A 26,104-nucleotide genomic window follows, 5' to 3' on the forward strand; every position below is an offset into this window, starting at 1 on the left:
AGTTTTACATGGATTCAATATAGTTGTATAAGTGACTTGCACCAAGATATCCCAAACTAATTAAGAACAGAGTAACCTATCCAAAGCACTTATTCCTTAAATGGAGTAAGTGCTTTTTATTTTACAGAATTTTTACTGGTGTCTAGCTCCGGTAACGATTGCATCTCATAATACGATTCAAAAGAATAAAGAGCATCTTCACCATCCGAAATATCCTCAAAATCGCTTATGTCATCTTTGTGAAAATGGATTTAGGAAGTATTAATAGATATGGTTATATCTTTTTAAGTACGAGGTGCAGCATCTATTAATAATAAATTTGTATTGTGTAAAGCAAATGTAACAAACTAGTCATAACAAACAAGACTAGGACATACATTATAAAAGCGCCACATTATGTTTATAGTACTTCACCTCATAGGAAGGAAGCGGTCCCTATTACACAATAGTAGCAAATAGGATGGACAAACCCAGAGATTCATACAGCAAAATTTTTTATACTAAAGGAGGAAGTTTATTGAAGAGAAAATTTGTTAAAAGGGTATTTAGTGCTTTCTTAGTACTAGTTATGGTCTTGTCGATGCATAGGCCGATGATGACTGCATCTGCAAATGAAGGAACCAAACCATTCAAACAAAGTAGTCCAAGTGAAAGCACTATGCAAGTAAAGGCTGCAATCGCTGAACAACTAAATTTGTTGGATGGTGGACCAAAACTACACAAAGATTTACAGGACCTATCGGGCAATCAAGACGTTGCAGTAATCATTCATTTATCTGAAAAACCAGTTGCTCTTGAAAAAGGAATAAATAATTTAAAAGGGAAGACATTCTCCGCCTCACAGGAAAATCAAGTAAGAACAAAAGTACAAGCTCAACAAGCATTTGTAAAAAAAGAATTAAGTATAAAAAATATTACGATTAAACAGGGATATACATTCGATACTGTTTTAAACGGTATTGCAGCGGTTGTAAAAGCGAAAGACTTAGACAAACTTCTTGCGATTCAAGGAGTTACGTTGGTAGAACCTGACGCGATTGTTTATGCGTCCGAAGAACAACAAAAAACGAAACCAATTAAATCAACTATGCCAATAAAAAAAGATATAGTAGATGCAAAGATGAATACGAGTATTTCATTCTTAGGAATTGAAAAGCTATGGAACGAGGGAATTGAAGGACAAGGCATTAAAGTTGCAGTCCTTGACACAGGAATCGATGCGAATCACCCAGAATTTGCGGGTATTTATAAAGGTGGAAAAAACTTCATTCCGAATTCAGCTACCTATACAAAAAATCGTGCGGATGATGATGCATCGGAAACTTTGCCATCAGAACGTCCTGCAGGAACGCCAGAATTTAATGCGACTGGAAGTTCGTTCTATACATCTCATGGTACGCATGTAGCAGGGACAATTGCTGCAATCGGTGCAAACGAATACGGCATTAAAGGGATAGCACCAAAAGTGGATCTTTATATGTACCGAGTCCTTGGCGCATATGGTAGTGGATCTACGTCTGGAATCGTGAAAGCGATTGACACAGCTGTAATTGAAAAGATGGATGTTATTAACCTATCCCTTGGTGGAGGGGCTAACTCTGAAACGGATAGCGGATCTTTCGCTATCAATAACGCGATGATGGCGGGTACTATTTCCGTAATTGCAACAGGTAATTCGGGTCCTAACCGTGGAACAATGGGTACTCCAGCTACAGCTCGTTTAGGAATTGCAGTTGGTAACACAACGAACCCGGAAACAATGTTCAATGGACAAGTAAATGTTACAGTTGGAAACTATACGCTTACGAAACAACTGCAATTGATGGGAACTACTTTTGGTAAAGACTTAGCAACACAACTTCAGGGTGAATTTGACGTAGTTGCAGTCCCTGGAAACGGAGAAGCGAAGGATTATCAAGGAGTCGATGTAAAAGGCAAAGTTGCACTGATCTCTCGTGGAGGCATTGCATTTGTTGATAAAATTGCATATGCACAAGCTAGTGGTGCAGTAGCAACAATTATCCACAACTTTGCTGGCGGCACAAATGCTCCAAATGCATCTGGAACATTCCTGGGTGACTCATTTGCATTCTTACCGACGTTTGATATGTCTCAAACAGATGGTGATGCAATTCGTGCAGCATTAAAAGATGGAGCGGGAACAGTTAATTTCGGTAACTTTGGTTCTACTAATACAGCTGGGGATGAAGTAAACAGTTCTAGTTCACGTGGACCATCCACACCGAACTTCGATATCAAGCCAGATGTAAGTGCTCCTGGTACAAATATTATGTCAACAATTCCAATGTACAAAGCAGATTTTCCAGCTGCTGTTTATAATGAAGCCTATGACCGTAAAACTGGAACATCGATGGCAACACCGCATATCGCGGGAATCGCAGCACTTGTCAAACAAGCGAATCCGACTTGGAATGCATTCGATGTGAAAGTTGCGCTTTCGAATACGGCGAAAGTTCTAGACAAAGCGAAGTTTGATCTATTCGCACAAGGTGCTGGACGAGTAGACGCATATGCCGCAGCTCACCCAAATGTACTTGCATATGCAATTGATACAGCGGTACTTGATGGAAGTGGTACAAAAGTTGAAAACTTAAAAGGTACTGTTACATTCGGTCCACAGTCACTAAAAGAAAATGTTTCCGTTACGAAACAAATTCTTGTAAAAGATAAGTTGGGTGCCGGTGGAAATTATAATGTGACAGTGGATGTTACCAAGTCATATGGTGACGCCAAGGTGACTGTAGACAAACCGACATTTACACTAGCTGGAGAGCAGCTGCTAAATGTAACATTGACTGCTTCAAAAGCTACGGCTCCAAATGGTGCAGAAATACTAGGATTTATTCGTATTAACGGCGGAGGTTCCGAAATTTCATTGCCATTTGCGGCAGACTTTAGTGGCGTAGTTCCAACAGCAATTACGAATATGGCTATTTCAGAAACAGACCTATCCTTTAACGGAGACGGCGTGAAAGATTCGGCTGTACTTTCCTTCACATTGACTGGCAATGTAACAACAAACTATATCGAGCTTTGGGATATTATGAATCCTGAAGGTGGGGAATACGAAGATGGTTACATCGGTTACTTACATGCAGGCGCTTCCCTTGCGAAAGGATCCTATACGCTACCTGTTGCTGGGAAATACACTCCATGGAGCGGTGCACCTGCAACAACGATTCCAGATGGTCTGTATACAATTGACTTTACAGGACTGGCGGCTTCAGGAGTAGTAAGTGACTATGTTGGACCAATTGTCGTTAAAACAACAAAACCAGCAATTACAGCTACAGTTACTGACAAAGTGGCGACTGGGCAAGTAACTGACAAATATATCGACTATAATGAAGAGTTATATATGTATGGACTGGATTTTGATTTGAATGAAAAACTAAGTGCTTCTTACAGTACGACTATAAACGGGCAAGCAACTGAAGCGGTGAAATTTAATCTCGCACAAGACGGCTCATTCACATTCCCTGTAACTGCAGAGACAGATTCCGTTACCGTTGTGGTGAAGGATGCAGCAGGAAATGTCGGAGAAGCATTGATTTATGAAAAAGGCGAACCCCAACCAGAGACAATCGTAACACTGACTGTTAACCCAACTGAACTTAATTTAAAGACAGGCGAAACGGGTCAGGTACTTGTTACGGAAACATCAACTCCGGCACAAGGGGACGCTACAAACAAAGATGTAACGACTGAAGCAACATACGTTGTAGCTGACGAAGCTGTTGCAACGGTTACGAACGGATTGGTAACTGCAGTAGCACAGGGTTCTACGACGATTACCATTTCACATGGTGATAACGTAGTGGCTGTAAATGTGACTGTGGTTGATCCGGTAGTTGCAGTACCAGGTATTACGCTGACTGCAAACAAAACAGAAGTTGATTTACAAAAAGGAAAAGAAACACAATTGGCAATTAAAGAAGTAACAACAGCGGCTGACGGAACAACAAAGCAGAAAGACGTAACAGTAGCTGCTAAGTATAAAGTAGCGGATAGCAAAGTTGCTTCTGTAAAGAATGGTTTAATTACTGCTAAAAATGCAGGGACTACAACAATTACTGTTAGTTACGGTAAAAATGAATTAACGGTGAATGTAACGGTTTCAGAAACAGTTGTAACACTGACTGCGAACAAAACACAAATCGATTTGGAACCTAACAAAGAATCGCAACTAGTTATTAAAGAAGTCACAACAACGGCAGATGGAAATACAAAACAAGTGGACGTTACTAAAGCATCAACGTATAAAGTAGAAGATAATAACGTAGTTACTGTAAAGAGTGGTTTGATCACAGCTAAAAATGTAGGAAGTACTGCGATTACTGTGAAGCATGGTAAAAATGAGTTAACTGTAAATGTAACGGTTACAGAAAAAGGGGTAACACTTACTACAAATAAAACAGACATCACGTTGGAGTCTGGCAAAGAATCGCAATTAACGATTAAAGAAGTAACAACAGCTGCAGATGGAAAAGTAAAACAGACAGATGTAACAAAATTTGCAACGTATGAAGTAGCAGATGGGAATGTGGCTTCTGTGAAGAGTGGTTTAGTGACAGCAAAAGAAGCAGGAAACACAACGATTACTGTTAAATACGGTAAAAATGAACTAACTGTAAATGTGACGGTCACAAAACCAGTAGTGACACTAACGGCAAATAAAGAGCAAATCGATTTGGAACCAGGCAAAGAAGCACAACTGGTCATTAAAGAAGTCGTAACAGGGGCAGACGGTAAATCAAAACAAACCGTCGTTACAAATCTCGCAACGTACAAAGCAGTGGATGGTAAAATAGCTTCGGTATCGAATGGCTTAGTTAGAGCTAAAAACGCAGGAAGCACAACGATCTCAGTGAAATACGGCGGAAATGAATTAACAGTAACTGTGAATGTGACAGAACCAGTTGTGACATTGACTACAAACAAAACAGACATCACTTTGGAAGCTGGGAAAGAATCACAATTGACAATTAAAGAAGTAACAACAGCAGCGGATGGAAAAACAACAGAAAGAAATGTAACACAAAATGCAACGTTTAAAGTAGCGGATAGTAAAGTGGTAGCTGTAAGTAATGGTTTAGTAAGAGCAAAAGCAGCAGGAGAGACAACAATCACTGTGAAGTACGGTAAAAATGAATTAACCGTAAATGTGATTGTTTCAGAACCAACAGTGACACTTACAATAGACCAAACACTACTTGCAATGGAAGCTGGAAAAGAAGCACAACTAACAGTTAAAGAAGTAACAACATCAGCAGATGGAAAAACAACAGAACGGGATGTAACACAATCTGCAACGTATAAAGTAGAAAATGGTAAAGTAGCTTCCGTAACGAACGGTTTAGTAAAAGCAAAAGAAGCAGGAATTACAACAATCACCGTTAAACACGGAAAAAACGAATTAACAGTAACTGTGACTGTTACAGAACCGACAGTGACACTGATTGCAAACCAAACACAACTCAATTTGGAACTTGGAAAAGAAGCACAACTGGCCATTAAAGAAGTAACAACAATGGCAGATGGGAATACAACAGAAAGAGATGTTACAGTAGCCGCAACGTATAAAGTAGCAAATGGAAAAATAGTTTCCGTAACGAATGGTTTAGTGAGGCCAAAAATAGAAGGGAGCACAACAATCACCGTTAAATACGGTAAGATTGAATTAACAATAGACGTATTCGTTGGAAACACTCAAAAAACTGACGTCCTTCCAGTGAATGAATATATGCCAATCTCTATCTAATATCCGGTGCCAGTTTGACAATTGTGGGTGATTCCGAAGAAGATAGTCCTTTGATCCTTTAATGGATCAAGGGGCTTTTTCTGTTTTTACAATCAGGTACCAGTTGGGAACAGAACTATTATTTGGAACTACTACAATTACCGTTTTTCAAACAATATTTACTTTTCAATTCTTCTAGAATGAATGCGAAATCCACCAGCTCACCAATGAGGCGTAGCCTATTATTTTGATTTCTTTATTTATTATAGGTGGCTCCGTTGATTGGAGTGCAAGGCGGCGACTCTGGGAGGATTAGCGGGACAGGTGAATCAACCAACGGTAGCGAGAGCCGTCACGAAGAACGGCTTTTGCGAGTAAAAGCGAAGCGTTAGGAGCACATCTTTGCTCTTCGGGTTGGTCCACCGCACGCCCTCCAGAACGCGTCCGCCTGGAACGGAAATCAACAGTATACCAAAGTGAAACTAGTATTATGGACTTTTTCAGTGGCCTCATCGGATGGATGAAGTTTTTTATCTTTACTTAATCATAAAAGAACTTTGGTCGATTTAAAGATGTATACGAACGATAAAGAAGCCGTAGTTTTTACAGATTATGCTATAAATAATGTATGTTAGAAACTTTTGATAGTAGTATAACCTAGAACTCATTCATACACTGGTACCTCACAATAAAGATTGGCAGAGGAGGTAGAATAATTTAAAAGCGTTGCCGAATAATTCTCGTTCGGATATGATTAGCGGAAAGGGAGGGAACATTCCATGTCTACTGAAAATGAAGATATATTTAATAGAGAAAAACAAAGTGACCCAAAAACGAAGGTAATGAGAAAAGATGGAGAACCAACTTCGGTTTTCAAAGGAGCCTCCATAGCGGCGTTATTAATAGGAGTATCGGCTTATCTTTTAGGTTTGTATAATGCAACGATGGAACTGAATGAACAAGGGTTTTACTTTGTGATTTTAGTTTTCGGACTCTATTCATCTGTCTCTTTGCAAAAAGCAGTAAGAGATAAAGAAGAAGGAATACCAGTGACGAACATTTACTATGGTATTAGCTGGTTAGCACTTATTATATCTATTTTATTAATGACTATTGGTTTATACAATGCAGGAAGTATTGTTTTAAGCGAAAAAGGGTTCTATGGCATGGCTTTTGTACTTAGTATATTTGCAGCGATTACTGTTCAGAAAAATGTGAGAGATACACAGAAAGCTAGAGAATAGGTTGAGCTACTTTCCGTTAATTTGACGACTTTATTTGATTAAACAACAATACGTTAACCCCGTTCTCGATCTAGAACGGGGTTAATTTCAGGTACCACACTTCATGATACTATTGAGTCAACTCACTGCAATTACATATTTATTAGTTGAGGAGTAGAGGAATAGCTAATCATCTAAAGAACTATGAGTTTTTATGTAATCGCGTGAATTGTTGGTTGTTTTTTGTTGCAGGCACGGACACAATTATTCCTCGCTTTATCGTTCCTGGAGTAGCAAAAACAAAGACTGTGCAAATGATGCATCCATTGGAATAGCTTGTTGTTGATTTCAGCCGAGAGAAAAACATTAGTCAAAGGGAGTTGTTTGAAGTGGCTCTTATTGAATTCTTCCGTAAGTATGGCTATAACCAAGAAATCGAACGGTTATTAAATAGATGAAAGTTATTATTAAGCGTTCAACTAACCAGTGGATTCAATTCCATCGACATTTAGTTGATCGCTTTTTTACGCAGTAAAACAAGGAATACTTCCATGAAGTATGATAAAATGAGAGAAATGATAGACGTACGTAAAAATAGAAACGATGAATCTGGATGTGGAAAATGGAGACTAATAAACTGCTTTTTCATATGACACATATCAAGAACTTACCATCTATTTTTGAGAATAAGGGCTTGGCAGCTTATTCGGATATTGCAACGAAGAATACCCTATATCAAGATATTGCTAATTCTGATATTCAAATCCGAAGATCAGGAACCCATGTCCCTCTTCCTCCCGGTGGAGATTTACATGATTACGTTCCATTTTATTTTGCACCGCGCTCACCTATGTTGTATTCAGTAATCAATAACGGTGTAAACCAACGGGACATCGTTTATTTTGTGACAGATACACTTAGGATTCATCACAGTGGATCTCCATATCTATTTACTGATGGTCACGCAATTATGTTTTTAACAGAGTTTTACTCTCGGTTAGATGATCTGGATAATATTGATTGGTCGGTTATGAAAGAGTTGTATTGGGCTGATACTAAGGAAGATCCAGACAAAAAGTGGAGACGACAAGCTGAATTTCTTGTTCATCAACAAGTACCAATGGATTTATTTACGGGATTAGCCGTTATTGATGAAGAAATGAAAGAGAAGGTTGAAGCACTTTTACAATACCATCAAATTGATAAGCCGGTAGGTATACGAAAGCACTTCTATTATTAGGAGGTGAATGAAATGATTATTTTATCAACTGGCAATTTACTCGAAGATCAAGCTGAAGCCTATGTGAATACGGTCAATACAGTAGGTGTAATGGGAAAAGGAATCGCATTGCAATTCAAGCAGGCATTTCCCGACGTTTTTAAGCAGTATGCAAAAGCTTGTAAGCAGGGGCTTGTAGAAGTTGGAAGTATGCACGTTGTTCAAGTAGATGGTCTTACGAATCCAAAGTATATCATTAACTTTCCAACCAAAAAGCACTGGAGAGATCCATCTGAAATGTCGTATATTGAATCTGGACTCGAGGATTTGGTTAATGTGATAAAGAAAATGGGCATCCAGTCGATTGCGATCCCACCGCTTGGTTGTGGGAACGGTGGACTTGACTGGGCTGATGTAAAACCTAAGATTGAGCAAGCATTTAAAAATGAATCTGTAAACGTACATTTATATGGACCAGCGGGTTCTCCACGTCCTGATCAAGTGAAGATTGGAACAAAGGAACCCCGAATGACAAAGGGGCGTGCACTGTTGCTTTCTTTGATGGAAAGTTATTCAGTTCCTGGTTACCGTCTTTCTCATTTGGAAATTCAGAAGTTAGCCTATTTTCTACAAGAAGTCGGGGAACCTATGGAATTACGTTTTGAAAAGAATAAGTATGGACCTTATGCGGAGAACTTGAATCATGTCTTGCAAAGAATAGATGGTCACTTCATTCGTGGGTATGGCGATCGAACCAGAGAAGCGGAAATTTATATTCTGGACGGTGCAGCTGAAAGAGCAATGAAATCACTTCAAAAGGATAAAGACTCTTTGGAGAGATTGGAACGAGTAAAAGAAATTATACATGGTTTCGAAACACCTTATGGCATGGAATTATTATCAACGGTTCACTGGGTTATGAAACATAGTCCAGATAGATCAGAGGACTTATCTTTTGTGACTGAACAGATTCAAAATTGGAATATGCGTAAAAAGGAGTTATTTACAGAGAAACACATAGAAAAGGTATGGCACTACCTTCAGTCAATAAATACTGCATCATGATTTTTTAGCGGGATTTTGTATTATAGTCCCGCGTTTTTTTCGTTTCTCTTTGGTTGTACAACTTCATGACTTTGGACAAAAGAAAATCCCGTGACTGGAAATGATTCTTATTTTTCGCAAGTTGGGATGGGCAACCTTGCTCATTTAAGGTGTTTTACAAATATTTACTGCTATGCAACGCTATTGGGCACCGGGATACTGGCACCAGAATCCCGGTGCCCAATAAAAAAATCCCCATTTATATAAGTGAATGGGGAATTTTTAGTTTTTCGAAGTATCGGTAATGTCGATGTTGATAATAGCCCAGTCTCCTGACTAATCTGCCAAAAGCGAATAGGTTTTATATCGTTCATATATCGTTGTTTTGCCAATGTTGTCTGTAAAGTGGAGAAAGGGATACATATGTATTTATTTTAGTTGCGTAAATAACGTGTGGCGGTCACAACATGATCGATAGTCATTACTATGTCGGAAAATACCTTGGAATGAAGGATAAGTACTTAAATTCAACTTGTATACCATGACCATCAACTGGTTTAGCGAAGTCTTGTGAAATCGAATTTTCATATCTGGTATTACCCTGATAGTGTATAGTTTGCAAGAGGGAAAATACTTTCAATAGCTAAAGCAAGCACCAATTCATGATATGATTGAGGCAAAGAAGCACGTAAAGGGTTCAAAAAAGCAATCACTACCACAATTGCTGGACGGGAAACGATCTTTATTGAACCAAAAGTTGCTATTAAGTAGATTAGAATGGAAGGAAGTTATTTGTAATGAATAAACATCTCTTTAAAGCGACATTTTCAGTAGCTATGACACTCGTATTACTTATTTCACTACTCCCTTTACAAGTTAAAGGGGCAAGCGTGACGCCTCCTAAGAATGAGATGCGTGCAGCTTGGATCGCAACCGTTCAGAACGTGGATGTGAAACCTGGCATGAATGTAGCTCAATATACCGCTTGGGTACAGAAAACATTGGATCAGCTGAAAGCCAATAAATTCAATACAGTTATTTATCAAGTAAAACCAACAAATGATGCTTTCTATCCTTCAAAGTTGGCGCCATGGTCTTCCTATATAACTGGGGGGAAACAAGGGAAAAGCCCTGGTTATGATCCTTTACTAATAATGATTAACGAAGCGCACAAACGTGGCATGGAGCTACATGCATGGATCAACCCTTACCGCGTAACAATGCCGGGTCAAACGTTAGCAAGCCTTGCGCCTAGTAATGTAGCGCGCACAAATCCTAGCTGGGTAGTTAAATATGGTAAGCAATACTATTTAAATCCTGGACTTCCTGAAGTACAAAATTATCTAATCTCTACAGTCAAAGAATTAGTAGCTAAATATGATATTGATGCGGTTCATATGGATGATTATTTTTATCCTTATAAAATTAAAAATGAAGTATTTCCTGATAAAGCTGCATTCAAGAAATATGGAGCTTCATTCAAAAAAGTGGACGATTGGCGCAGAGATAATGTCAATCAACTTGTGAAGAAAATAGATTCAACGATTAAAACGACCAAACCATATGTGCAATTTGGAATTTCACCATTTGGGGTGTGGCGCAATCAGTCGATGGATCCTACTGGAAGCAGCACGCGAGCTGGTGTAACGAATTATGATGACTTATATGCAGATACTAGGCAATGGATTAAAGACGGCAGCATAGATTATATTACGCCACAAATCTATTGGTCTAACACATTGTCAATAGCTAGGTATTCAACGCTATTAAATTGGTGGAGTGATGAAGTAGAAATGTATGCTGATGTGCATCCCGTGAATCTCTATCTTGGTCTAGCTGATTATAAAGTCGGCGTTGACGCAGATAAAGCATGGAAAAATAAAATGGAATTACCCAATCAAGTCATTGCGAACAGAGCAAACCAAGTAGCTATGGGTCAAATGCACTTTTCGTTAAAGAGCATACAAAAAAATCCGCTGGGCTATGCAACAGTCCTGAAGCAACAACTATACAATTATACAGCTTTAACGCCGGCAACATCTTGGAACGACGCAGCCCTTCCAGCAGAGCCAACATGGGTACAAGCTAATAAGGATATAGCTGGAACGAAGTTAATCATCAAGGATCAATCGACTAAACAACCGAGGAAATATGTGATCTATCGTTTTGAAGGAAACGAAGTGGGATCGTATGATAATCCACTCAACATTGTAGATGTTGTCTATAATACGAAAGGAAATACAGTATTTATAGACAAGACAGCTAACCGCAACAAATATTATACATATGGAATTACTTCCGTGTCAGCCACTGGCGTTGAGAGTGAGAATGCATATGTTGTGACGTTTGAAGAGTTTGGCCGTTTAGGTAAATAACGAAAATTGGGTAACTATATAGTCGGCACTTAACAAAAAGAATGTTCTTCCAACGCCGCTTAGTCGCTTGGTGATGGCCTCACGCAATAAGCCCGTCAGAAGATCACTGTCGATCTTATTGCTTCGGCTCACACTTGTCGCTCCTGCGCTAGATTTGTTCGTTATACTGGAAAGGTATACCGCCTAGTTAATTCTAAATAAGTAGTACTGAATATATACAAATGTTGAATATATGAATACCTGTATTAATTAAGCATAGGTGCTTTACAAGGGGAAGCAGAAGCGGATTTGAAAGGATTTTTCATTTCAATTTATAGAAGAAATTGTATCTCTATCAGGGCCAGGTACCTTAATAATGCCTGCTGCTTATTATTTAGAGGTTACAGGTAGTACACCCAAGCTAAATCCAACAACAAAAAAGGTGTTCAGTGAAGAGTTTATCTCTCAACTGAACACCTTTTTCTGTCCATGATTAAGTAGATCCGAACAATAGAAATCAGTGAGGTCTTCAATGAACCCCTAGAAGTGTCCAACGAACTCAGTAAAGCCTCCAACCAATCTTCGAAAGTGTCCAACTAACCAACGAACAGCCGCCAATATATAGGACTCCAATTATTAACATAAAAATACCTTTAAATCAAGTATCTTTATATCGAGATATTTTACAAAATCCTCAAAGTTGTAAAATGAATCTAAAGTAGTGTTAAAGGGGAGGAAAACAGATTTGTCACTGTATAAGTATCAGTTTAATAGAGTCATATGAACGAATAGCAGATAATTAGTACTTGATAAAATGGAATGCCATTTTGTTTGGGTTTAATGGTCTATGCGGATATCGGTATATATTGGATTTCTTTGACAGTTCGTTATTCTAGTGGTATTTATTAGTTTAATGAAGAATTTACGTAATACATTGAAAGATGATTTACATAACATTAAATACTGATTACCTTTTTATCAAAAGGAGTGGACTACTGTTATCAAAAATAGTGAAGATTGTATAAAAATATAGTAAAAGATCTAGTAGTTTAGAAGCTTTTCAACGGTTATCTGTGCGTTAAATAGGGTAAAGATTGTCGATGGAGTTGGAACGGTCATTGAAAGAACATAAAAGGGGATGCTTGTTTTGAAAAAGGCATATAAAACTGAAGTTCATTTCACCACTTCCCAACAACAAAAAGCCAATCAAACAATCGGCGTTTGCCGGTATGTATATAACCTATACCTTGAAATAGCACAAAATCACTACAAAGAAACGAAGAATCATTTATCCGGTTTTGCTTTTTCAAAATGGCTAAACAATGTTCATACGAAACAAACAGATTCATGGATTAAAGAGGTTTCAAGTAAAGCCGTTAAACAGGCGATTATGAATGGGGATCAAGCTTACAAGAACTTTTTTAATGGTTTGGCCAAGTTTCCGTGCCACAAAAAGAAGAAAAATCAAGATGTGAAAGCTTATTTTCCGAAAAATAATGCAACAGACTTAATCGTCGAGCGTCATCGAATTAAAATCCCAACGTTTGGATGGGTGCGATTAAAGGAATTTGGTTATATTCCAACAAATGGAACAGTCATAAATTGTACACTTTCACAAAAGGCGGGTCGCTATTTTATCGCTGTTTTATGCGACGTTGAAAAAAGGAAAGCAGAATACATGAGTGAAACGGACGGAATCGGCGTAGACCTTGGTCTTAAAGAGTTCGCGGTTTGCAGTAATCACCTTGTTTTTGGAAGTATTAACAAGCTAGAAGGAATCATCAAGATGGAAAAGCGCTTGAAACGGCAACAACGGAAACTGAGTAGAAGTTATGAACAAAATAAAAATCGGAAGCGAGGTGAATTCTGCGCTAAAAACAGGCAAAAACAACTGTTGGTTGTTCAAAAATTGCACGCTAGACTCGCAAATAGTAGAAAAGAGTATATTCGATTTGTCGTGAGCGTACTGGTGAAAACCAAACCAGTATTTATCGCCATCGAAGATTTGAACATCAAAGGCATGATGAAAAACCGCCATTTATCCCGTGCAATTGGCCAACAAAACTTTAGGCAGTTTAGGGAATGGCTCATCGCGAAGTGTTTAGAAATCGGAATTGAGATTCGGCTCGTTGATCGCTGGTTCCCCTCTTCGAAACGCTGTTCGAGCTGTGGTGAGAAAAATGTGGACTTGTCACTTGCTGATCGCGTTTTCTCCTGTGGAAATTGCGGGTTGGAAATAGATCGGGATTTCAATGCCAGTTTAAATCTAAAATATACGAAAGAATACACGGTTGTAACAGAGTGAAAACCGTGTATCGATAGGGTGGGCTACATCCGAATTTACGCCTGTGGAGTACTAAACCAACCGTAGTAGCGGGCAAATGGCGAGGCGGGGTACGAAGAAGCAGGAAACAGTCTAGCGTAGAAGAACTTACACGTTTTTCTATGTTTTTAGTAGCAGGTCAACTAATGTCTACATTCATGGGACTTGAAACAAGTAAACGCGGCCTATTCACGCAGCAATCCGCGCTCTATACAACAGGACATAACATCAGTAACGCCAACACACTTGGCTACTCACGCCAGCGTGTCAATATGGAAGCAACGGGTGGATTCCCGGGCACGGGACTTACCGCCGGTACAATGCCCGGGTTCCTCGGAACAGGTGTCCAAGCCGGTTCCATTCAACGAATTCGCGACGGCTTCGTGGACCAGCAATACAGACAGGAATCCAACAGTCTTGGCTATTGGGAATCAAGATCGAGTGCAATTTCACAGATGGAAGACGTCATGAACGAACCTTCTGCATACGGTCTTCAAAAAACACTTAGTGAATTCTGGCAATCCCTGCAAGACCTTGCCGTCAACCCTGAAAATGGCGGTGCTCGTGCAGTAGTCGTCGAGCGCGGTGTCGCGGTTGCTGACTCATTCAATTACATGCACAAATCATTGACGGAGATCCAAACAAACCTAGGGAAAGAAATCAGCGTCACGACAAGCCAAGTCAATTCTATACTTAAGCAACTATCAGCGTTAAATGGCCAAATTCGGCAAATCGAACCGAACGGTTATACTCCGAATGATCTGTATGATGCACGCGATATACTTCTGGACGAGTTAGCGGTAGTTTTCCCGATAGAAACGAGCTACGAAGAGTCGGGTGGACGTGCGCTTGCTTCCGCCGAAGGTTCGGTAACCGTATCGATGAGAATGAAAGACGGTTCTAAAGTGACACTCGTCGAAGGAAACACGTCAGCGACGCTTTCTACGGATCCGTCTTCATTACCTACTACTACTACTAATGAAAATATAGCAATTAAAGGATTTAAAATCGCCGCACCAGGTCAAACGGCTGAGTATCTTTTTAGCGAGTTTTCCGATACAGGAAAAATGAAATCATTGATGAATTCATATGGAACGACAGATGGTAAAGGACTTTATCCGGAAATGCTCGCCGAGTTAACTAAAATGGCGGCAGCATTCGGGGATCAAATGAATAAAGTTCATTCAGAAGGAACCGATATTAATGGAGTAAAGGGCGGAAATTTCTTTGATGCAAAAGGTGGCGGACCATTTACAGCTGGAAATATTCAAGTGTCTGACAGTCTGGTAAAAGATCCGAATTTACTTGCTGCATCAGATTCCATAAAAGCTGAAGTGGGGAACGGGAAAAACGCAAAAAAACTTGCTGATGTTCAATTAACAGGATTACCTGGCCTCGGAAATTCAACCATCCGTGACTATTTCCAAGGTGTCATCGGACAACTAGGCGTCAACGGGCAGCATGCCAATCGACTCACATCCAATTCAATGAATTTACTTGGAGCCGTTGAACATCGCCGTGCATCCATAAGCTCCGTCTCACTCGATGAAGAAATGACAGATATGATCAGATACCAGCAAGCCTATAACGCATCCGCACGTATGATTACTGTTGTCGACGAAACACTCGACAAAATCATCAACGGTATGGGCCGAGCCGGAATGTAAGAGAGGAGCAATCATCTAAATGCGCGTAACACAATCAATGTTATCTAACAATATGCTCCGGAACCTTTCCTCGAGCTATAATAAAATGGGCAAGCTACAAAATCAATTAGACACAGGAAAAAAAGTGAATCGACCTTCCGATGATCCCGTCGTCGTTATGAAAGGGATGGGCTATCGGATGCAGGTCGATAAAGTCGCTCAATTCCAACGTAACTTAGGAGAAGCCAACAACTACCTAGATAGTTCAGACGATGCGCTTGATAAGGTTGGACAGGCCATGCACCGTGCGAAGGAACTAGTGACAAGTGCAGCGAATGGAACACTGACTCCTGAAGACAAAGAAAAGATACAAAGTGAACTTGATCAATTGCGTAACCATATTCAAGACTTGGCGAATACTAAAGTTGGAGATAAGTATCTATTCAGTGGGACAAAGACATCTACTCCGCTTTTTGACAATGGATATACAGATGATGACGCATTTAAAAAGTCTGTAGATATCGAAGTGTTCGATGGAGTTACAATGAACATCAATACGGATGCAGCAGCTCTTTTTAAAGGTATTGATGATATGTTCAGCAAGTTTAATGGCAACACAGACTTCAGCGCTGCAATTGCAGATATCGATGCCAATATGGACAAAGTACTAACGACGCGCGCAGACATCGGTGCACGCCAAAATCGAGTGGAAATGATGAGTAATCGCCTGGACTCTCAAGAAGCATCGGCAAAAAAACAAATGTCTGAAAACGAAGACATCGACTACGAAAAAGCCATCACTGATATGCTGACACAAGAATCAATCCATCGCGCAGCACTTTCAGTTGGGTCACGTATTATCCAGCCATCACTTGTAGATTTCTTACGTTAAGCGGAAACCCATACAAATCCCTGAAAGCGTTTGGACAACCTCCAAACGCTTTCTTTAGAAGGTGATAACATTGAACATCCCACAACTTCAAGTGACGACAACAAAAGCGCAATTAGGTTTGACTATTCGAAGACCTGTCCAAGAAATTGAGCAACCAGCTGCAACACTTGATATTCGACAGCCAAAAGCAGAAATGACAATCAATACAACAAAGTCGAGACTATCCATAGACACAACACAAGCACGAGCCGACATTGACTTAAAAAGTGCCGCCAGCCGTACAGAAGAAGTCGCCCAGTATGCCCGTTCTGAAGCATTCAATGGAATCGCACGCCGTGCTGAAGACGGACTTGAACTTATGAAGATTGAAAACGGCGGCAATCCGATGCAGTCATTTGCTGAAAGAGCATTTAGACAACCGTATAGTAGTCTAAGTATCAAGTTCATCCCGTCCTATGGCAGTGTCAAAGTTTCGTTTGAACCTGGCAGTGTTGATATTCGAGTGGAGCCACAAAAAGTGATTAATAATAGTAAAGCGAATAAGCCGATGCATACATATACACCTGGGAAAGTAACGGCAGAGTTGCTTCAAAGACCATCGATTCAGATTGATTGGAAAATATAAATAGCTTATCAGGTGCCAAGAATACCCGGGTGCCTGGCATTGACACCAATCGCGTCCTATAAGGAAGGCATTCTAAGTACGTCGCGTCCTGCGGCAACGAATGCGTGACCAACATCCTGTTGGCCTAATTGAGGCAGTGCCAGACTCCCCGCTATGAAGGAGAAGAACTTATGAAAATCCAATCAACAATCCTAGGAGAAGTAGAAGCATCCGAATCAGAAATCCTCACATTCGAAAACGGGTTACCAGGCTTCGAAAATGAAAAGCACTTTATACTACTCTCAATAGAAGGAAACGAAGTCTATCAGATTCTCCAGTCCACAAATTCAAAAGTAGTAGGTTTTGTAACAGCTAATCCCTATTTATTCACAAACGACTATACGTTCAATTTAAATGAATCGTCAGTAGAAGCTCTCAATATTGAATCCGAAGAAGATATAATCGTCTTAACAATTGTTACTGTAAAAGAACCATTCAACGCTTCAACCGTGAATTTAAAAGCACCCGTCATCATCAATACAAAATCAAAAAAAGCAAAACAATACATTCTGGAAAACGCGGACTATCCAATTAGGTATTCGATGAACGCCAGCATGCAGGAAGATAAGGGGTGACGGAATGCTCGTATTATCTCGGAAAAAAGGTGAATCTATTTGGCTTGGCGATCAAATCGAAATTACCATCAGTGAAATAAAAGGCGACCAAGTCCGAATTGCTATTAACGCACCCAAAAATGTCACTATTTTACGTGGAGAATTAATAAAAGAAGTATCGGAGTCGAACACAGAAGCGGTTAAAATAGACGGTTTTATGGATTATCTTAAAAATGAGAAAAAATAGCCCTTAAGGCCGTTCACAAGCCCGGGTGCCAGTTGCCGCCACAATTCATGAAATTCGAATTGTGGCGGCAACTGGCACCCATTTTTTAAAAAATAAACATTTCTATTAAACATTCTAAAAGACAGTCCGATAATAGTATTGTAGCGAGGAAAACGGGGTCCGGCCGGCTCGGTATTCTCGTTGCAAAAAAAGATGTGCTCACAAGGATGTGAGCAACATACATTCAAGGAGGAAATTATAATGAGAATTAATCACAACATCGCAGCACTTAACACACACCGTCAGTTGAACAGTGCTTCAACTGCACAAAGTAAATCAATGGAGAAATTGGCTTCTGGTCTTCGTATTAACCGTGCTGGGGACGATGCAGCTGGACTTGCAATTTCTGAGAAAATGCGTGGACAAATTCGCGGGTTAGACCAAGCTTCTAAAAACTCACAAGATGCAATTTCTATGATTCAAACTGCTGAGGGCGCTTTAAATGAAACTCATGACATTCTTCAAAGAATGAAAGAGCTAGCTACTCAAGCAGCTAACGGAACAAATACTGAAGATAACCGTGCGGAAATTCAAAAAGAGATTAACCAATTAACTTCTGAAATTAACCGTATTGGTAATACAACAGAATTTAATACTAAGAATTTGTTATCAGGTAGCAATAGTAAGTCTGATGTTGGAGCAACTGCAGTTGCTGGAACTGCAGCAGCTGATGCTGTAAATGCAGTTAAGCCAGAATGGACTACTGGAAAACTTGATATAGTAAGTGGAAATTCGACCGGAAATACAATTTCATTTATGGGAGCTACAGTTACAGTAGGTTATGCTAGTGGTGCACCAGGAGTACCTGCTGCGACAAATGGTACAACTGGTTCGGTTACAATTGATCATGCTGCAGATCTTACAGCTGATGCCCAAGCATTAAAAATTGTTGCAGCTTTTAATGAGATTAAGGCTGAGGCTGGTTCACCACTTGCAGATTATACATTTGATACAGATGGTGACGGTGCAATTGTTATTACTGGTCCTGCATCTGCAGGTGCTTCGAAAAACGCTGAAGTAGTTACTTCTACAGGTGCAGTTACTACTGGTGTTGGTGACGTATTAGATGTAAAAGCCACTGATGGAGTTGACGGGAAAGCTGCGGTTGCACAATCCAATGACTTAACATTCAATAAAGTTCCTACAGAAGGCTCTACTTTTAATGTTGCTAATAAAAACGTTACATTTTATGATAGCAGCAAAGGAAATTATGCTGATGCAACTGATGCTAAAACTAAATTGGGTGCAGATGATGTAATTGATATTAATGGCAAAAACACTTCTGATATTGCAGCTGAAGTAGCCGCACTAAACTTTACAAACTCAGGTACTGGTGCAACTGCAGCAGCAGTTGGAAATAAAGTTACATTTACAGCTGAAACTGCTGGAACATTGGCTGCTAAAAATGCTACTGTAACAACTTCTGATGCTTATGAAGGGACAAATTCAGTGTATAATGCGGCTGCAACTTCTGCCAATTCGAACCTTGGTGGTAAGGAATTTGAAATGAACATTACAGTTGGTTCAAAATCATTTACAGTTGATACTTCAACATTACAAGAGAATTATGGCGCTAGTGGAAATGAGTTATTAGTATTTGGAAGTGCTGGCCAGGATGCTGTTATTGATGCACTAAAGAATGCTACTGCTGCTGATGGTACAAAATTAGGCGATCTAGTAGATGTTTCTTACGATAACATCAGTACATCTGATCAAAAACTTCAGTTAAAAGTAAAAGATGTGGGTACTGATAATGTTAAGGTGATTTTAACAGGTACAGACGCTGCAGACGCTGCAACCGCATTCGGGGTTACAGCTGGTGAAACAACAGGTAAAGCTGGAACTGACGCATTTAAAGATGGTGGAAAAGACTTCGAAGAAATTTTCCAAGTGGGTGCAAACCAAGGTCAAAGCTTCGGCATTTCTGTTAAAGATATGCGCTCTAATGCTTTAGGTCTGACTGGAGATTCTGCGGGTGCAACTAGCAAAGATGTTGAAGGAGCTAAGTACACAACTACTAAGGACGTTACAAATGGAACGGACAGTTCTGAAGTTGAATATGCTTTAGATGTATCTTCAAATGAATCTGCATCTGCGGCTATCAAAGTTCTTGATAACGCAATCCAAAATGTATCTGGAGAACGTTCTAAACTAGGTGCTTACCAAAACCGTTTAGAGCACACAATTAACAACTTAAACACATCTTCTGAAAACCTAACTGCTGCGGAATCTCGTATCCGTGACGTAGATTATGCTGAAGCTGCTTAATTGCAGGAATAAGCACAGTCGTCCTGGCTGGTAACGGCTTGGATCATAATCGGGTGAATTGCTGGAAACCCCTAAAACTCACTTCCCTACAACGTAGCTGGAAACGGCAAGCGTGAATGGTTGAAAAGAAGCGAGATTGGGCAATCAGCAGCCAAGCTCCTGTCTCGAAAGAGTGGAGAAGGTTCAACGACTAGGATAGACCATCTAAGGCGTAAGCTATGGTGATGAAATCCGTAGGTGAAGCAATGTACATCAGCATTGTGAATCCGAAGTGCCCGACCCCTACTAAGAAATTAGAGGGTGAAGATATAGTCTAGTCATTTATGAAAGTAAATGTTTCGCACGATGGCGAAAGAAATGATGGAACAAACAAAGAATTCAATTCTTGGTCAAGCAGCACAAGCAATGTTGGCTCAAGCGAACCAACAACCACAAGGAGTTCTACAACTTCTTCGTTAATATTTTTAATCAAATTGGAGACTCTAGTTATACTAGAGTCTCTTTTTACATAAAAACCAGCCGAAAAAAAACGATGCCTGTGCACCACACAATTCAAACACAATTCTGAGTTGTTGCTTCCGTGAAACTTTCATGTTTGCTGAAATTAACATGAAAGTTTCATGAACAGGCAGCAAACACTCAGTCCCTACAGGTAACTTAAAGATGATGAAATAGTCTAAAGAAGTAGTGGGAAAGCAAGCCAACTAAAAACCAACCAACCACGGGCGTACTTCAACTTCTACATTAATCTGCTTAACAAAACGCGGTCTAGGAAATTTTCGATCGCATTTTTTAGATACTAAAGCAATAGTTTGTTAGTTGACTAATCGTCAGCCCAGTTTGCTGTCGAATTCTTGCAAGTGTTTGTCTATGTTTTTCATCAATGATAATCTGGTAACTATTCGCGTTTTCTTTATGCGATAATAACGGATTGAATGTTGAAAAAGTAGTATGGATACAGACCTCTTTCTTGGAATTGGCAAACAAGGTGTCTAGCTTATCCAGTTTTAAATTGATTTCAGACGTGGGCTTCACTAATTTGAACTTTTCCGGCAAGTAAATTGTAGTACGTTTCGCAATCGGTCGGATAGGTTGTATAGGTAAAGCCTTTCTATTCATTGATTTATGCAAGCAGGGTGAGACAAGGTGAAGAAAATAGATGATTTGAAACTGGTCATAGAGTAGAATTCGGTTTTGTCCGTCTATAACAAAACGCAGGTTGAATTTATCAAAAAGCAATCGAATCAACCACTCATTTTCCTCGAAAGAAAAACTATCAGTCGATAAGATGACTTTGTTAACAATTCCGTTTACTATTTTTAAATGACCATCATCTTGATACCACCACGCCAATGATCGTTCATCTAAATGCTGTTCGATAAAGTCGAATGGAAGGACTTTTTTCCCGCTTGGATACCACTGCTTATACAAATCGGTAATCACTGTATCCGTCCTTGATTGCACGATATAACTTTCAGAATAGCCCTTTTTTATTCGCGAATCGATCACTTTCCGATAGGTAGGGGGAGATAGAGGTATGAAGTTTTTCAAGTGATCATAGCAGTATTCTGCCCATCCAACGTCCTCTGTTCGATGCATAAACTGAAAGCGAGGTTTTCTACCTTCCTGCTTCGTAATGCAACCGTCGCCCAACAACTTACCACAGATATAATTTTGAAACCTACCTGATTCGTTCATCCTGTAACCCCCACTAGATTGCAAACGTTTATTCCCATTGTATCAAATAACTAATTCAATAACTCATAATTGAACCGATATAAAGGTTATAGAACGTAGTACACTATAAAAAGGTAGAGGCACTATTTTGCCTTGGTGGTAGCGTCTAACGCGATACTGATAAATCGGCTGTGCCAATGAAATCTGTAAAACATCTAGCTATATAAGGCTACTAAAAATCCCGGTTTTTAGTATCTACTAAGTAGCTGCTAACTAGGAGGAAACAAGATGGATCAAGAACAACAAGATCAGAAGCACCACCTGGAACAACAACTTCAATGGACTGTGGAACAGGTTCGTATCTTGGATGAGATGAATCTTATATTGCATGAAATGAAAAGGATAGCTGAGTATGCTTTAGCACATACACTTTCAGCAATTGAAATTGAGAGGTTGAATGGTGAACTGGATACATTGAAGAATGAATTCACTTCTCTGGAACGACAGCTATATCCAATACTCCACTAATTACTTATTGTTCCATTATAGGTGAAACCTCCTGTATACTAGAGTTTCATGCGCTGACTTCTTATGGGGGATAGGGGCCGGCAGAATCTACACATATTTTATTTATCACGAATCCACTGGGGGAAAGACAGATGGAATTTATGGAATACCTGAAATTCAGACACATAGTCAAACCAGGTGAACGGCAGATCAAGGATCGTTCTGCAAAGCAGTACAATAGCCGTCTCCTCAATCTGCAAAGATACAATATCTATAGCGGTGAACGAGCTGTCACGGATCAGATGCTACGACAGATTCATGAGCATTATAAGAATACAACCAATGAGTATCAAAGAACGATTACATACTATATAGAGTATATGGCATATTGTGAACAGAAAACGAGTGGGAGTGGCTTATGAGAAGGTTGGGTGCAACTTTAGTGTTAGTCGGCTTGCTGGTCGGATGTGCTAACGGGATGTATGACAAAGCAATGGAGCAAGGAAAGCTGGCGCTTGCCAACGGAGAATTTCAAAAAGCGTTGGGGTCGTTTGAACTTGCCAAAGATGAAAAGCCGAGTGATGATACCGCAAACCAGTACTACAAAGATGTGAATGAGGTATTAGAAGTGAAGCGTGACGTAGAACAAGGTAATTGGGTAGATGCCGAAGAGAAAGCACGCGAACTCTTAAACTCGGATGATTTAGTGACTGGTCTTCGCAAGGAGCTTGAGAGTATCGTTGAAGAAGTTGAGGGAGAACGGGCGTTATTCAATGCGATTGCAAACCAACTCGCAGAAATTAAGAAAACTGTTGATGGAGGAGATGTTAAAGCAGCACAGGCGGCGATAGCTAAGTTAAAGCTAGATGAAGAGAAGAAGGCAATGCTCGACCATTTTTCTGCCGAGCTTGCGAGCCTAGAGCAGGATGTCGCAGTCCAGTTGAAAAAACAGTTAGATGCTTCCGCTGCTGCTGAGCAAGAACGCGTTCAAGCTGAAAAGAAGAAGCAACAAGCTGTCGCTGAAAAGAAAAGACAGACACCCCCTGGTAAACGAGATAAGTATTTTCAAAAACTTCACCAAATCGAAGCAAGCTTGTCGGATCTTGATTATCTAATCAAAGACGGTGTCACCTCAGACTTGATTGAAGCAGAATCCGAGAGATACGAACGCTGGGACGATGCACTCAATGAGATTTACGGAGTCCTAAAAACCCAGCTCTCCGAAAGTGAAATGAACGCCCTCCGGGAAAAACAACGTTCATGGATCGCCTACCGAGACCGTACCGCAAACGCAGAAGGCGCCAAATTTGCAGGTGGTAGCGCAGAACCCCTTGCCTACATAGGCACCATGGCAACTCTGACGGAGGAACGTTGCTATGAGTTGGTGGAAGAGTATATGAGGTGAATAGTAGGCGCCAATTAAAATTGAACAAATTTCTCACGATCCCGAGTAATTCTGAAAAAACACTAGGGTTGTCTAAGTGGTCACTTGCTTTGGCTCAAAGGCACCGACACATTCAATCCCACATCGGGAACTTCTCATCATCACTGAAAGAGCTTGGATATTCTTTCATACATCCAGTCCCAACCATTTAAAAGATGATCCATTAGCCCTTTGAGATGGGTGTCAATCCAACCCATTTTGACGCCTAACCAATACTGCGATAGGTCATAGCCGTTAATCAATTCAATCCCTTGTTCTGCCGCAAAACTTTTAGCTTGTGGTGAATAGTTGCTGGTTGTAACGAAATAGGCTCCTTGTGCATTACGCGTCACGAGATTGGAGTGCAATACAGCCAAAGGATCAAACTCTATATTATTCTCCGGTTTGTAGCATTTGACCTGTGCAAGATAAATGTCACGGTTTGGAAGGGTATGAACGATGTCGACACCAAAGTCACCCGACGACGGAGTGACCTTCGCTCTTCCCCTCAGCACGTTTTCCATGACGTTAGCTACAAAGGTTTCAAACAATAGTGGGTACTACGTTTTAGGAAGGATACCAGCCTTTTTCCACTTACGCTTTTCTTGTATGTCTTCCTCTTTAAACCGGTGATAAATGCCTAAAGACAATGTCTCGTAAACCTTTTCTTCGCTGTTCATATCATCTAAGCCCCTTCGACACTCATTTGCATTATTCTTTCCATCTGCAAAGGAATTCAATTCACTTTCTGTTTTGGATTATAATGATTTTGTCATTGTGACAGGAAGAGACAGCATAGAAAAGTGATTGTTTAGATTCTCACACGAATATCTGATTCTACTTTTATTATGCAATTGATGCGAATTTGCTGAATAGCTCCTTGCACAGATATGCGGAATTTTATTGTGACATTCACAGGTACGGTTCACTACACACTTTTTTCAATCTGCTCATGACCCGTCATCCGTAACACCACCACTTCGCTACAGTCTAATTCAAGCGGCTTTGGTGGACTGCTTTCAGGCAAGTCACTGACCCTCGATTCTTCCGAATAGTTTTCGTCGAAGGACGTTAATACTTCTGCCAATGTAAATCATCCAGCTAATTCTTAGCCTTCTTGTCAATGACCTTTTTGCAATCCGCCATTGTTTACCCTTCACTGAAACACCCTTTCACCAATCGTGTAGTCGCCTTCGAAGACGCTTTAAATTGCATGCAGGTTTTGTCATTCAAATAATCAATGACAGACACAACGTCGAGATCGTTCTCGACAAGTTCTTTTTTTTAATACTCTTATACTCTTTGGTTATTGCTAGGTGCATTTTGCCTTCTCTAGAGGGTGCAATTTGCACTTCCTCTTGGGATGATTTTGCCGTTGTTGATGGCACATATTGCACCGATTGTCAGTGCAGCTTTGTATGAATTTTTGGTTGTTTTCTGTTGCATAGGCACACACACAATAATTTCATCGATAGAAAAACCCCTCAACTGGCACGGCAAAATCCATGAAAGCGTCGCTAAATAAAGCTTTTCCAATCAGTTCACGCAAAACGCCTGAATAATAGCCGGGCAGATTCCGGACTTTTTTTGATTTGGTTGTTTGAATCGAAATACGAAGTGCCTGTATCGCTAATTGCTCTAAAAGCTCCCCTTTGTCTTTGTGAATGTTGAATTTTAAAATTGGAGGGGACTGTTTCCGGTAGACGCCGTAAAAGTTACGTGCTAATTTACTTTCACCAATTGTTGAAGAAAGAAGCGTTTTCATTTTACCGAAAAGCGTTGTAGGCAACATTTCTACAGGAGACGTTCTTTTAAGGTCTTTAGTATTTATCGCTTTAGAAAGAAAAGCTTCAGTTTGCGGTTTAGCGGGTTCCGCCTCACTGGCAGAAGGCTTTTCGTCATCCTTCGGGGTGTTCAATTTCGACTGGTCATTAGTAGGTTTTATGACGTAAATGTTAGCGCCTAGACCGCTCATGACAGGGCGGATATAGTGAATGCGTTCGATAATTCCTAGCTTTTCTAATTTGCGAATTGCGCGTCGTACAGTCGCGTTGGATTTCTTGATGGCCTTTTCGATGGTTTCGTGTTTCAAATGTGCAGCGCCGTATTTGACGGAGTAGCGACGGATCATATCAAGAACAGCCCGCTCAGTTTGGTTCATAGCATCACGATTCGCTAGTATGTGTTGTCTTGTCGCGGCGTCTTGATCGTGTTTGTTTGTGAAGTGTGCGTACTCAGAAAGGTAAGTTGTCATAAAGAATAT

The 26,104-nt window shown here is 40.1% G+C and carries 18 protein-coding genes and 2 pseudogenes; 15 read left to right on the forward strand and 5 right to left on the reverse strand.

Translation table 11 applies throughout. The features are described 5' to 3' along the window. Positions 1–517 precede the first annotated feature (517 nt). The gene (locus I2483_RS05880; RefSeq protein WP_346267701.1) at positions 518–5,782 is read left to right on the forward strand and encodes a S8 family serine peptidase; all 5,265 of its coding nucleotides are present in this window, start codon (positions 518–520) and stop codon (positions 5,780–5,782) included. 139 nt (positions 5,783–5,921) lie between these two features. Here I2483_RS05880 and I2483_RS19735 read toward each other — a convergent pair. After that, a pseudogene (locus I2483_RS19735) lies at positions 5,922–6,011 on the reverse strand (hypothetical protein); the annotation flags it as partial. Positions 6,012–6,540: 529 nt separating this feature from the next. Between I2483_RS19735 and yiaA the strand changes: the two are divergent. The 12 genes and pseudogenes from yiaA to I2483_RS05945 form a co-directional block, all read left to right on the forward strand. Then, positions 6,541–7,005: an inner membrane protein YiaA gene (gene yiaA, locus I2483_RS05885; protein ID WP_207174384.1), complete on the forward strand. Its 465-nt coding sequence runs from the start codon at positions 6,541–6,543 to the stop codon at positions 7,003–7,005. Positions 7,006–7,606: 601 nt separating this feature from the next. Next, positions 7,607–8,224, forward strand: a complete 618-nt coding sequence (gene darT, locus I2483_RS05890; RefSeq protein WP_207174386.1) for a type II toxin-antitoxin system toxin DNA ADP-ribosyl transferase DarT — start codon at positions 7,607–7,609, stop codon at positions 8,222–8,224. Positions 8,225–8,236: 12 nt separating this feature from the next. Further along, entirely contained in the window at positions 8,237–9,268 is a 1,032-nt protein-coding gene (darG, locus tag I2483_RS05895) for a type II toxin-antitoxin system antitoxin DNA ADP-ribosyl glycohydrolase DarG (RefSeq protein ID WP_207174388.1), read from the forward strand. A 776-nt stretch (positions 9,269–10,044) separates the two neighbouring features. Continuing rightward, positions 10,045–11,622, forward strand: coding sequence for a glycoside hydrolase family 10-like protein (locus I2483_RS05900; RefSeq protein WP_207174390.1), 1,578 nt, complete (start codon positions 10,045–10,047; stop codon positions 11,620–11,622). Positions 11,623–12,748: 1,126 nt separating this feature from the next. Continuing rightward, positions 12,749–13,906, forward strand: coding sequence for an RNA-guided endonuclease InsQ/TnpB family protein (locus I2483_RS05905; RefSeq protein WP_207174392.1), 1,158 nt, complete (start codon positions 12,749–12,751; stop codon positions 13,904–13,906). A gap of 164 nt (positions 13,907–14,070) precedes the next feature. Beyond that, positions 14,071–15,591, forward strand: coding sequence for a flagellar hook-associated protein FlgK (flgK, locus tag I2483_RS05910; protein ID WP_255550281.1), 1,521 nt, complete (start codon positions 14,071–14,073; stop codon positions 15,589–15,591). Positions 15,592–15,610: 19 nt separating this feature from the next. Continuing rightward, positions 15,611–16,462: a flagellar hook-associated protein FlgL gene (gene flgL, locus I2483_RS05915; protein ID WP_207174396.1), complete on the forward strand. Its 852-nt coding sequence runs from the start codon at positions 15,611–15,613 to the stop codon at positions 16,460–16,462. A 70-nt stretch (positions 16,463–16,532) separates the two neighbouring features. Next, positions 16,533–17,087 carry a DUF6470 family protein gene (locus I2483_RS05920; RefSeq protein WP_207174398.1) on the forward strand — a complete coding sequence of 185 codons (555 nt, stop codon included), beginning with the start codon at positions 16,533–16,535 and terminating at the stop codon, positions 17,085–17,087. A gap of 170 nt (positions 17,088–17,257) precedes the next feature. Then, positions 17,258–17,701 carry a flagellar assembly protein FliW gene (fliW, locus tag I2483_RS05925; RefSeq protein WP_207174400.1) on the forward strand — a complete coding sequence of 148 codons (444 nt, stop codon included), beginning with the start codon at positions 17,258–17,260 and terminating at the stop codon, positions 17,699–17,701. A 4-nt stretch (positions 17,702–17,705) separates the two neighbouring features. Next, positions 17,706–17,927 (forward strand): carbon storage regulator CsrA, encoded by a 222-nt coding sequence (csrA, locus tag I2483_RS05930; protein ID WP_207174402.1) that lies wholly within the window; start codon positions 17,706–17,708, stop codon positions 17,925–17,927. 240 nt (positions 17,928–18,167) lie between these two features. Then, positions 18,168–20,234 carry a flagellin N-terminal helical domain-containing protein gene (locus tag I2483_RS19565; protein ID WP_275955983.1) on the forward strand — a complete coding sequence of 689 codons (2,067 nt, stop codon included), beginning with the start codon at positions 18,168–18,170 and terminating at the stop codon, positions 20,232–20,234. Between the two features lie 345 nt (positions 20,235–20,579). Next, a pseudogene (locus I2483_RS05945) lies at positions 20,580–20,693 on the forward strand (flagellin); the annotation flags it as partial. A gap of 333 nt (positions 20,694–21,026) precedes the next feature. On the opposite strand, the gene I2483_RS05950 reads toward I2483_RS05945, so the two are convergent. Continuing rightward, positions 21,027–21,932, reverse strand: coding sequence for an endonuclease (locus tag I2483_RS05950; RefSeq protein ID WP_207174403.1), 906 nt, complete (start codon positions 21,930–21,932; stop codon positions 21,027–21,029). A 267-nt stretch (positions 21,933–22,199) separates the two neighbouring features. Here I2483_RS05950 and I2483_RS05955 point away from each other — a divergent pair, with 267 nt between their 5' ends. Then, on the forward strand, positions 22,200–22,439 hold the full coding sequence (locus I2483_RS05955; protein WP_207174404.1) for a hypothetical protein: 240 nt from the start codon (positions 22,200–22,202) through the stop codon (positions 22,437–22,439). A 397-nt stretch (positions 22,440–22,836) separates the two neighbouring features. After that, on the forward strand, positions 22,837–23,823 hold the full coding sequence (locus I2483_RS05960; protein WP_207174406.1) for a lysozyme inhibitor LprI family protein: 987 nt from the start codon (positions 22,837–22,839) through the stop codon (positions 23,821–23,823). Between the two features lie 140 nt (positions 23,824–23,963). On the opposite strand, the gene I2483_RS05965 is transcribed toward I2483_RS05960, so the two are convergent. The 3 genes from I2483_RS05965 to I2483_RS05975 form a co-directional block, all read right to left on the reverse strand. Further along, positions 23,964–24,392 carry a restriction endonuclease gene (locus tag I2483_RS05965; RefSeq protein WP_207174407.1) on the reverse strand — a complete coding sequence of 143 codons (429 nt, stop codon included), beginning with the start codon at positions 24,390–24,392 and terminating at the stop codon, positions 23,964–23,966. 377 nt (positions 24,393–24,769) lie between these two features. After that, positions 24,770–24,928 (reverse strand): hypothetical protein, encoded by a 159-nt coding sequence (locus tag I2483_RS05970; RefSeq protein ID WP_207174409.1) that lies wholly within the window; start codon positions 24,926–24,928, stop codon positions 24,770–24,772. A gap of 378 nt (positions 24,929–25,306) precedes the next feature. Further along, positions 25,307–26,104: helix-turn-helix domain-containing protein (locus I2483_RS05975; protein WP_255550282.1), on the reverse strand; the 798-nt coding region annotated here is incomplete at its 5' end.

The sequence above is a fragment of the Sporosarcina sp. E16_3 genome, assembly GCF_017347125.1.
Lineage (GTDB): Bacteria > Bacillota > Bacilli > Bacillales_A > Planococcaceae > Sporosarcina.